This is a genomic window from Pyxidicoccus trucidator (assembly GCF_010894435.1).
GTDB classification, from domain to species: domain Bacteria; phylum Myxococcota; class Myxococcia; order Myxococcales; family Myxococcaceae; genus Myxococcus; species Myxococcus trucidator.
The window spans coordinates 1-10,132 of sequence record NZ_JAAIXZ010000043.1 but is presented as its reverse complement, the minus strand read 5'-3'; the positions used below and the strand labels follow the sequence as shown (position 1 = coordinate 10,132).

Here is a 10,132-nt window from a genome sequence, read left to right as displayed (position 1 = left end):
TGCGCCAGCTACTGCCCGAGTACATGGTGCCCTCCGCCTTCGTACAGCTGGAGGCCCTGCCCCTGACGTCCCACGGCAAGGTGGACCGCAAGGCCTTGCCTGCGCCCGAGGCGCCTGACTCCTCCCGCCACTACGTGGCCCCGCGCACTCAGCCCGAGGCGAAGCTGGCCGCCCTCATCGCCGATGTGCTGCGCCTGCCCCGCGTCGGCGTGCACGACGACTTCTTCGCCCTCGGCGGCCACTCGTTGCTCGCGACGCAGGTGGTGTCCCGCATTCGCAAGGCGCTGGGCGTGGAGCTACCCCTGCGCGCCCTCTTCGAAGCGCCCACGGTGGAGCAGCTCGCGACGCGCCTGGAGAAGACGGGTGCGCATGCCCCCCCTCCGCCCATTACCGCGAGAGTTGCCAGCGCGGGGCCGGTGCCAGCGTCGTTCGCCCAGGAGCGCTTGTGGTTCCTGGACCAGTTGGAGCCGGGAAGCGCGGCGTACAACATCCCGGCGGCACTCCGGTTCGAGGGGCGGCTGGATGGGGACGCGCTGGCGAAGAGCTTGTGGGAGGTGATGCGCCGACACGAGTCGCTGCGGACGACCTTCGCCCAGGATGCGGAAGGCAGGGTGGTGTCCGTGCCGCACGCCGAGCCGCTGGGAGGCCTGCGGCGCGAGGACTTGCGCGGAGTGGCGGACCCGCGGGCTCGGGTGCAGGCCGAGGCGGAGCGTGAGGCGAAGACGCCGTTCGACTTGAAGAGGGGGCCGCTGGTCCGAGCACGCCTGCTGGTGCTGTCGGAGCGCGAGCACATGCTGCTCTTCACGATGCATCACATCGTGAGTGACGCGTGGTCGCTCGGCGTGCTGGTGCGCGAGGTGATGGCGCTGTACGAGGCCTTCGCGCAGGGCCGCGCTTCGCCCCTTGCGCCGCTGGCCATCCAGTACGCGGACTACGCGGTGTGGCAGCGGGAGTGGCTGTCGGGCGCGGAGCTCGAAAGGCAGGTGGGGTACTGGAAGAGGCACCTGGAGGGGGCTCCCGCGACGCTGGAGCTTCCGACGGACAAGCCGCGTCCCCCCGTGCAGACGTTCAACGGCGCAATCGTCAAGCGCTCGCTGGGGCAGGAGCTGTCGGCGGGCATCGACTCGCTGAGCCAGCGGCTGGGCGCGACGCCATTCATGGCACTGCTGTCGGCGTTTGCCGGGCTGCTGGGGCGCTACAGCAACCAGCAGGAAGTCGTGGTGGGCACGCCCATCGCGAATCGCACGCGAGCGGAGACGGAGCCCCTGATTGGCTTCTTCGCGAACACGCTGGCGCTGCGCACGGACCTGTCGGGGGCGCCCACATTCGAGGAGCTGGTGGGGCGGGTGAAGGAGATGACGCTCGGGGCCTATGCCCACCAGGACCTGCCATTCGAGAAGGTGGTGGAAGCGCTGAACGTGCCTCGGGACATGAGCCGTTCGCCCGTGTTCCAGGTGATGTTCTCGCTTCAGAATGCCTCGGAGACCGACTTCGCGCTCCCGGAGCTGCGGGTGAGCCCGCTTCACGCCGACTCCGGCACGTCGAAGTTCGACCTGATGCTCTACATCGCGCCCACCCGGGCCGGGTATTCCGCCCAGTGGGAATTCAACTCGGACCTCTTCGAGCCGTCCTTCATCGAGAGCCTCGCGGCCCACTTCGAAAGGTTCATCGAAGGCGCACTGGTCCGTTCGAACACATCCCTGTACGCCGTGCCGCTCCTGTCCAGGGACGAACGCCGTGGGATTGTCAGCGGTTGGAACGCGACGGAGACGCGCTTCCGAGCCCTGCCGGTGCACGCGCTCTTCGAGGAGGCGGCACATCGCTTCCCCGAGGTGCTCGCCGCGGTCTTCGACGAGAAGTCGATGACGTACGCGCAGCTACACCGTCGCTCGAATCAGCTGGCCCGCTACCTCCAGAAGCTTGGCGTCACTCCGCACTCGCTCGTGGGCATGTGCCTCGAACGGTCGCTCGAGGTCCCCATCGCGGTGCTTGGAATCCTCAAGGCGGGCGCGGCCTATGTTCCGCTGGATCCGACCTATCCCACCGAGCGGCTGCGCTTCATGGCGGAGGATGCGCGCGCGCCGGTTCTCGTGACGCAGACGTCGCTTCGCGAGCGGGTGGAGGGAGGCGATGCGCACATCATCTGCCTGGACGACTGCGCTGCGGTGTGGCGCGAGTCCGACGCGGAGCTCCCGCTGCAGGTGGACGCCTCGGGGCTGTGCTACGTGCTGTACACGTCGGGCTCGACGGGACGTCCGAAGGGAGCGGCGCTCACCCACGAGACGCTGGCGAACCTCGTACAGTGGCAGCTCACTGAGTCGAAGCTGGGCCCGGGGGACCGCACCTTGCAGTTCTCCCCACTGAGCTTCGACGTCTCCTTCGACGAAATGCTCTCGACGTGGGCGGCGGGCGGCACGCTCGTGCTCGTGAGCGAGGAGACGCGGCGGGATCCACGGCGTCTGGTGGACGTGCTGGTGCGGGACGAGGTGGCGCGAATCTTCATTCCCTTCGTGGCGCTGCGGGGCATTGCCGAGGCCGCGGGGGAGCGGGCCACGCTCACGCGCCTGCGGGAGGTCGTCTGCGGAGGCGAGCAGCTGCAGGTGACGCCCGAGGTGGTGGGGCTGTTCCGACAGCTGCCCGGCTCGCTGCTGCACAACCAGTACGGCCCCACCGAGACGCACTTCGTCACCGGACATCGACTCGAGGGCGACCCGACGCAGTGGCCCAGGCTGCCACCGATTGGCAAGCCCATCTTCAACACGCAGATGTACGTGCTGGATGGCCACCTGGAGCCGGTGCCCGTCGGCGTGCGCGGAGACCTGTACATCGCCGGCGTGAGCCTGGCGCGGTGCTACTGGCAGCGAGGGGATTTGACGGCCGACCGCTTCCTGCCGAACCCGTTCAGCGAGGCGCCTGGAGCGCGGATGTACCGGACGGGAGACGTGGCGCGGTATCTGCCCGACGGCGGCATCGAGTTCCTCGGACGCACCGACCATCAGGTGAAGGTGCGTGGCTTCCGCATCGAGCTCGCGGAGGTCGAAGCCGCCCTCATGGCAATCGACTCGGTCGGTACGGCCACGGTGGTGGCGAGAGAGGACAGGCCGGGGCTGAAGCAGCTGGTCGGCTATGTCGTACCGAAGCCGGGCGTGTCGCTGGAAGTCTCGGAGCTTCGCGAAGGGCTGAAGCAGCGGCTGCCGGAGTACATGGTGCCGAGCGCGTTCGCGGTGTTGGAGCGGATGCCGCTGACGCCGAGCGGCAAGATTGACCGGCGGGCGTTGCCAGCGGCGGACGCGGCAGGCTTCACGAATGAGTATGTCGCGCCGAGGACGCCGGGCGAGGCGTCACTCGCCCGTATCTGGCAGGAGGTGCTGAAAGTCGAGCGGGTGGGAGTGCACGACAACTTCTTCGAGCTGGGAGGCCACTCGCTGCTCGCGACGCAGGTGGTGTCCCGCATTCGCAAGGCGCTGGGTATCGAGCTCGAGCTGCGCGCCCTCTTCGAGGCGCCCACGGTGGAGGCCCTCGCCAGGCGTGTAGAGAAGGAAGAGCGCAGCGACTCCCTGCCACTGACACGGGTGGCACGGGAGGGCACGCTGCCGCTGTCCTTCGCCCAGCAGCGGCTGTGGTTCCTCGATCAGCTGCGGCCCGGCGACGCCTCGTACAACCTCCCCGCGGCCCTCCGCATCGAAGGGGCCCTGAACCGGGAGGCGCTCGAGAAGGCCCTGGCCGGCCTCGCCCATCGGCACGAGTCGCTTCGCACGCACTTCCCTTCCATCGATGGGAAACCGGCCCAGGTCATCTCCGAGGAGGTGCCGCGCCTCACCCGCATCGACCTGGGCTCGCTCACCGATGCCGCGCGTGAGACCGAGGTGCGGCGGCTGATCACCGAGGACGCGGCGCGTCCCTTCGACCTGGCTCGCGGCCCCTTGCTGCGCATGGTGCTGCTGGAGCTGAGCCCTCGCGAGCACGTCCTGCAGTTCACGATGCACCACAGCATCTCCGATGGCTGGTCCGCGGGCGTCATGGTCCGGGAGCTGGTGGCGCTGTACCAGGCCTTCTCGGCCGGGCAGAAGCCCTCGCTTCCGCCGCTGCCCGTGCAGTACGTGGACTACGCCTTCTGGCAACGTGAGCGGATGCAGGGCGACCTGCTGGACACCCATCTCGCCTACTGGCACCAGAAGCTCGCCGGGGCACCATCGCTGCTGGAGCTGCCCACGGACAGGCCCCGCCCGGCGGTGCTCACCTTCCGCGGCGCCAGACTCAGTGACCGCTTCCCCAGGAAGGTGATGGAGCCCCTGTACGCGCTGGCCCAGCAGGAGAAGGCCACCCCGTTCATGGCCCTGATGGCCGCCTTCCAGGTGCTGCTCTCCCGCTATAGCGGCCAGGACGACATCAGCGTCGGCTCCCCCATCTCCGGCCGCACCCGCCCCGAGCTGGAGGGGCTGGTGGGCTTCTTCGTCAACACGCTCGTGCTGAGGGCGCGCATCGACACGCGCGCCAGCTTCCGGGAGCTGCTGCGGCAGACCCGTGATAGCGCCCTGGAGGCCTACGCCCACCAGGACGTCCCCTTCGAGCGGCTCGTGGAGGAGCTCAACCCCCAGCGCAGCCTCGGCCACACGCCGCTGTTCCAGGTCATGCTCGTCCTGCAGAACCAGCCGCAAGCCCGCCTGGAGCTGCCCGGCCTGGACTTCCGCGTCCTGGAGGCCGAGAGCCAGGCCACCAAGTTCGACATCACCCTGACTCTCAACGATGAGCCCACGGGACTTGCCGCCTCGGTGAACTACAACGCCGAGCTCTTCGACACCGCCACCGTGCAACGGCTGCTCGGCCACCTGCGGGGGATGCTCGCGGCAGCCGCGGAGCAGCCGGACGTCCCGCTCGCCCAGCTGTCCCTGCTCACCGAGACCGAGCGCCATCAGCTGCTGGTGGAGTGGAACCCTGCCCTGCGGGAAGAATCGCCCCAGGCCACCCTTCCCCAGCTCTTCTCGGAGCAGGCCCGGCGCACCCCCGACGCCCAGGCCGTCATCTGCGGCGAGGCCCACCTCTCCTTCCGGCACCTGGAGGCGCGGGCCAATCAGCTCGCCCACCGCCTGCGGGCGCTGGGTGTCGGGCCCGATTCGCCCGTCGTCCTCTGCATGGAGCGCTCCGTCGAGGCGCTGGTCGCCATCCTTGGCACGCTCAAGGCGGGCGGTGGCTACGTGCCCGTGGACCCCTCCTATCCCCGCGAGTGGAAGGACTTCGTCCTCCGGGACACCCGCGCCCGGGTCATCCTGACGCAGCGGCACCTGTGCGAGGCGCTGCCCGCGAGCGAGGCCGTTGTCCTGTGCCTCGGCGAAGACGGGGACACGTTGGCCAGCGAGAGCACCGAGGCGCCTCGGCTTTCCGTGCACCCGGACCACCTCGCCTACGTCATCTACACGTCGGGCTCCACGGGGAGGCCGAAGGGTGTGATGATCTCGCACCGCTCCGCGCTGCACCTGCGCGAGGCCCTTGCCTCCACCGTCCACGCCAGCAGCAGGGGCGCCGAGCGCGTCAGCGTCAACGCGCCGCTGTCCTTCGATGCCTCCGTCAAGCAGCTCATCCAGGTGCTCGATGGCCACACGCTGTGCCTGGTGCCCGAGGAGGACCGTGGCGACATCGCGCGGATGCTGCGGCGTATCGAGCTGGATGGACTGAACGTGCTCGATTGCTCCCCGGCCCACCTGCGGCTGCTGGTGGCCGAGGGGCTGCTCCAGCGCGCGGAGCGCACGCTGCGGCGCGTACTGGTGGGAGGCGAGGCGGTGGACGTGGCCACCTGGACCCAGCTGGCCCACCACCCGCGCATCCGCTTCTTCAACGTCTACGGCCCCACCGAGTGCACCGTCGACGCCACCGCGTGCGCCCTCGACACGTCGCCAGACGCGCCAGTCATCGGCCAGCCCCTGCCCGGGGTGCCTGTCTACGTGCTGGACTCGTCGCTGCAGCCAGTGCCCGCCGGCATCCCCGGCGAGCTCTTCATCGGCGGCTTCCAGGTCGCCCGCGGCTACCTCAACCGCCCGGAGTTGACGGCCGAGCGCTTCATCCCGGATGCCTTCAGCGGCCTCCCCGGGGCACGGCTGTACCGGACCGGAGACCAGGTGCGCTGGCGTGCGACCGGCCAGCTCGAATACCTCCACCGCATCGACCACCAGGTCAAGGTGCGCGGCTTCCGCATCGAGCCGGGAGAGGTGGAGAGCGCCCTGCTCCAGCACTCCGCGGTGAAGGAGGCCGTGGTGGTCGCGCGCCAGGACGTGCCGGGCGACACCCGGCTGGTGGCCTACGCGGTGGCCCGCGGAGCTCGGGAGCTGGCGCCGGACGCGGGAGCCCTGCGGGACTTCCTGCGCCAGCGGCTCCCAGAGCACATGGTTCCTTCAGCCTTCGTGCTGCTGGAGGCCCTGCCCCTCACCGCCAACGGCAAGGTGGACCGCCGGGCACTCCCAGCCCCCAGCACGCTCCGAGGCGAGGACGCGGTGTTCATCGCGCCGCGCACGCCGGTCCAGCAAGCCCTGGCGGGCATCTGGGAACGGGTGCTGCACGTCGACCGCGTGGGACTGGGTGACAACTTCTTCACGCTGGGCGGCCACTCCTTGCTGGCCACCCAGGCGATTTCCCAGATCCGCGGCACGTTCCAGCTCGAGCTGTCCCTGCGCAGTCTCTTCGAGGCCCCGACCCTCGAAGAGCTCGCCACCCGCATCGAGCTGGCACGGTCCGAGGCGAGTTCGGAGACCATGGCTCCGCTCACGCGCCAGCCACGTGAGGGCGCGCTGCCGCTGTCCTTCGCCCAGCAGCGGCTGTGGTTCCTCGACCAGTTCGCGCCCGGCGATGCCACCTACAACATCCCGGCGGCCCTCCGCGTCGAAGGGGTCCTCGACGTCGAAACCTTGCGCCGTGCCTTCGAGGAGCTGGTGCGCCGCCATGAAGCCCTGCGCACCACCCTCTCCACCCTCCAGGGCTCACCCCAGCAGCTCATCCACCCGCCGCACACCTGGAGCCTGCCCGCGGTGGACCTGACCGCATTGCCCGCGCACGAACGCGAGGCCCAGGCCCGCGAGCTGGCGCTGCGGGAGGCCCAGCGGCCCTTCTCGTTGAGCACCGGCCCGCTGCTGCGCACCCAGCTGCTGAAGCTGGGCGACAGCGAGCATGTGCTGCTGGTGTGCATGCACCACGTCGTCTCGGACGGCTGGTCCATGGGCGTGCTGGTGCGCGAGGTGGCGGCCCTCTACGAGGCCTTCACCCAGGGCCGGCCCTCTCCCCTGCCCGAGCTGCCGGTGCAGTACGCCGACTACGCCCTCTGGCAGCGCCAGTGGCTGCAAGGCCCCGTCCTCCAGGCCCAGCTGGACTACTGGCGCCAGCAGCTCCACGGCGCCCCCACCCTCGAGCTGCCCACCGACAAGCCTCGGCCCCCACTGCAAAGCCAGCGCGGCGCCTCTGTCTCCTTCAGCATTCCCACGCCCACGGTGGTCCGCCTGCACCAACTGGCTCACGAGTCGGGCTCCACCCTCTTCATGGTGTTGATGGCTGCCTGGCAGGCCCTGCTGGGCCGCTACAGCGGCCAGGACGACATCAGCGTCGGCACCCCCATTGCCAACCGCACCCGCCATGAGACCGAGCCGCTCATCGGCTTCTTCGTCAACACCCTCGTGCTTCGCACCCGGCTGGAGGGGGACCCCACCTTCGTCCAACTGCTGTCGCGCGTGAAGGAGGCCTCCCTGGCTGCCTTCGCCCACCAGGACGTCCCCTTCGAGCAACTCGTGGACGCGCTGGGAGTGGTGCGCGACCTGAGCCGGATGCCGCTCTTCCAGGTGATCTTCGCCCTGCAGAACGCGCCCATGCAGGCGCCGTCCTTCCCCAGCCTGCGCGTGGAGCAAGTGGCGGTGGATACCCACTCCTCCAAGTTCGACCTCGTCCTCGCCATGAACGAGACTGACGGAGCCCTGAGCGCCCAACTGGAGTACTGCGTGGACCTCTTCGAGCACTCCTCCGCGGAGCGCCTGACGAGTCACTTCCACGCCCTGCTGCAAGGCATTGCCGCCAACCCCCACCGCCCACTCAGCCAGCTGCCTCCGGAAGCCCCCCTCCAGCTGCCGCCCGTGCGCCAGCAGGCCCCCAAGCCCGGCCAGACCGCTCCCATCGAGTTCGTCGCGCCTCGCACGCCTTTGGAGGAGTCGCTGGCCGCCATCTGGACCGAGGTGCTGGAGGTGCCCACCCCCGGTGTGCACGACAACTTCTTCCATCTGGGCGGCTCCTCGCTCTTCTCCATCGTCATGCTGGCGCGGGTGCAGGAGACCCTGGGCGTGGAGCTCGCTCCGAAGCGCTTCTTCGAGGCGCCCACCATCGCCGCACTCGCGGCCGCACTCCAGCCCGACCCGCGGGCCGCGGCCTCCGCCAGTCCTGGAGCGCCACAGAGCGCCTCTCCGCTCGTGCTCCTCAACCCGGGTGGCACACTGCCTCCCCTCTTCTGCGTCCACCCCGTGGGGGGGGATGTCCTCTGCTACGCGGAGTTGGCACGCCGGCTCGACCCGGATCAGCCGTTCTACGGCTTGCGCGCGCAGGGCCTCGACGGAACCCAGGAGCCGGGCCAATCGATTGATGCCATGGCCCGCTTCTATCTGGACAGTATCCGGCAGCGGCAGCCTTCCGGGCCCTACCGCCTCATGGGGTGGTCCATGGGTGGCGGCATCGCCTTCGAGATGGCCCGCCAGCTCGAGGCACAGGGCGAGCAGGTAGAGTTCCTCGCACTCATCGATGCTCATGCCCACCCCGGGAAGGTGCTCCTGCCAGACGTGGACCTCGGCGAGGCGGTGAAGGCTCTGCTCGCGTTCGAGCTCCAGCAGTTCGCGGAGCACCTGGACCATCCCCGCATGGTCGCCCTGAGGAAGCTGCTGGAGCACCACCTGCGGGCCCTGTCTGTCTATGAGCCCGGGCCCTACGGTGGCGAGTTCGTCCTCCTGCAGGCCACGGAGGTCTCCAACCCCGCCATCCAGGAGCAGGACAATGGCTGGCGCCCCCTGGCGAGCGCCGGCCTTCAGGTCCACAGGATTCCGGGCAACCACCACTCCATCCTGTGGCCCCCCAACGTCGACATCCTGGCGCAGCAACTTCGGGCCTGCCTGCGGCAACTGCCCCAGGCGCGCTCCACCGCCTCCGGTGACCGGCAGGCCTCTTGAGAGGCCATGCCAAGACCTGCCGGAATTCGCGGCGACCATCCATGAAGCGAAAGCACAACGAAAACCAAAGAGAAGCATCCCGCCAGCGCGACGAGGAGCCGGAATCTCCCGATTCCCGGAGATTGCCAGTTCGCGTCAACCGTGTTAGTGAGGCGCGCGTCCAGGACACGCATGGTTGACGCTCCGGTGCTGTCCTTGGTGGGGCGCGCGGAGCCAAGAGAGTCTTGGAGCACGTGGGCTCCCTCCGCCATCGGCCACTCAGCGCTGTCGTCTGGATTGGGGATGCTCATGTCCGTAGAGAAGCAAGCACCGCTTAAATCCCTCATTACGTTTGGCAAGTTCGCAAACGTCGACATGCGCGTCGCGCAGGTGCTGAGCGCGCCGATGGCGGAGGGGACCCGGAATCCGTGTCGCGTCATCGATCTGGATGTCGGACACCTGGGCAAACTCCGCTCGATTGGTCAGTTCGCGCTGGTGCCCGAGGAGCAGCTCGTCGGTCGCAAGGTGATCATCTGCTGCAATCTGGGCGCACGGGCCATGGGCCCGTACACCTCGGAAGCGCTGGTGCTCGGCGTGCCTCATCCGCAAAGTCCCGAGGGACAGGATCAGGCCATGCCTCTCTACGTGGATGGTTCGGCTCGATGTGGTGAAGGGGTCTTCTGACGAAGCGCATCAATGAATCCGGCTTCGGCTTCACCGAGGTCCTGAAGGTCGCGCAGCCGTCGCTGGACAAGAACAAGCAGGTGCTTCGCGACCACCTCGAGTCCAGGGGGCCCCAGACTCCAAGGAGCCCCTCCTCTTCGACTCCGAGCGCCTCGCCGTCCTAGAGCGCCGATCAGGTTAGGGCGAGGGAGCAGGCAAGGGACAGGGGATCGACGTCGGCCCAGAGAGTGCGCAGGTAGGTCCGAGGACACGGCAGGAGCGCACATGGACCGGTGGACGCCTGAGGT

General features: G+C 69.0%; 2 protein-coding genes. Both read left to right on the top strand.

The genetic code is table 11. The annotated features are described in order from the left end of the window. The first annotated feature begins 11 nt into the window (after nucleotides 1-11). Nucleotides 12-9,182 carry a non-ribosomal peptide synthetase gene (locus G4D85_RS48220; RefSeq protein ID WP_275900431.1) on the top strand — a complete coding sequence of 3,057 codons (9,171 nt, stop codon included), beginning with the start codon at nucleotides 12-14 and terminating at the stop codon, nucleotides 9,180-9,182. 288 nt (nucleotides 9,183-9,470) lie between these two features. After that, complete coding sequence (locus G4D85_RS48215; RefSeq protein WP_164021852.1) at nucleotides 9,471-9,845, top strand: hypothetical protein; 375 nt, start codon at nucleotides 9,471-9,473, stop codon at nucleotides 9,843-9,845. The last annotated feature ends 287 nt before the right edge of the window (nucleotides 9,846-10,132 follow it).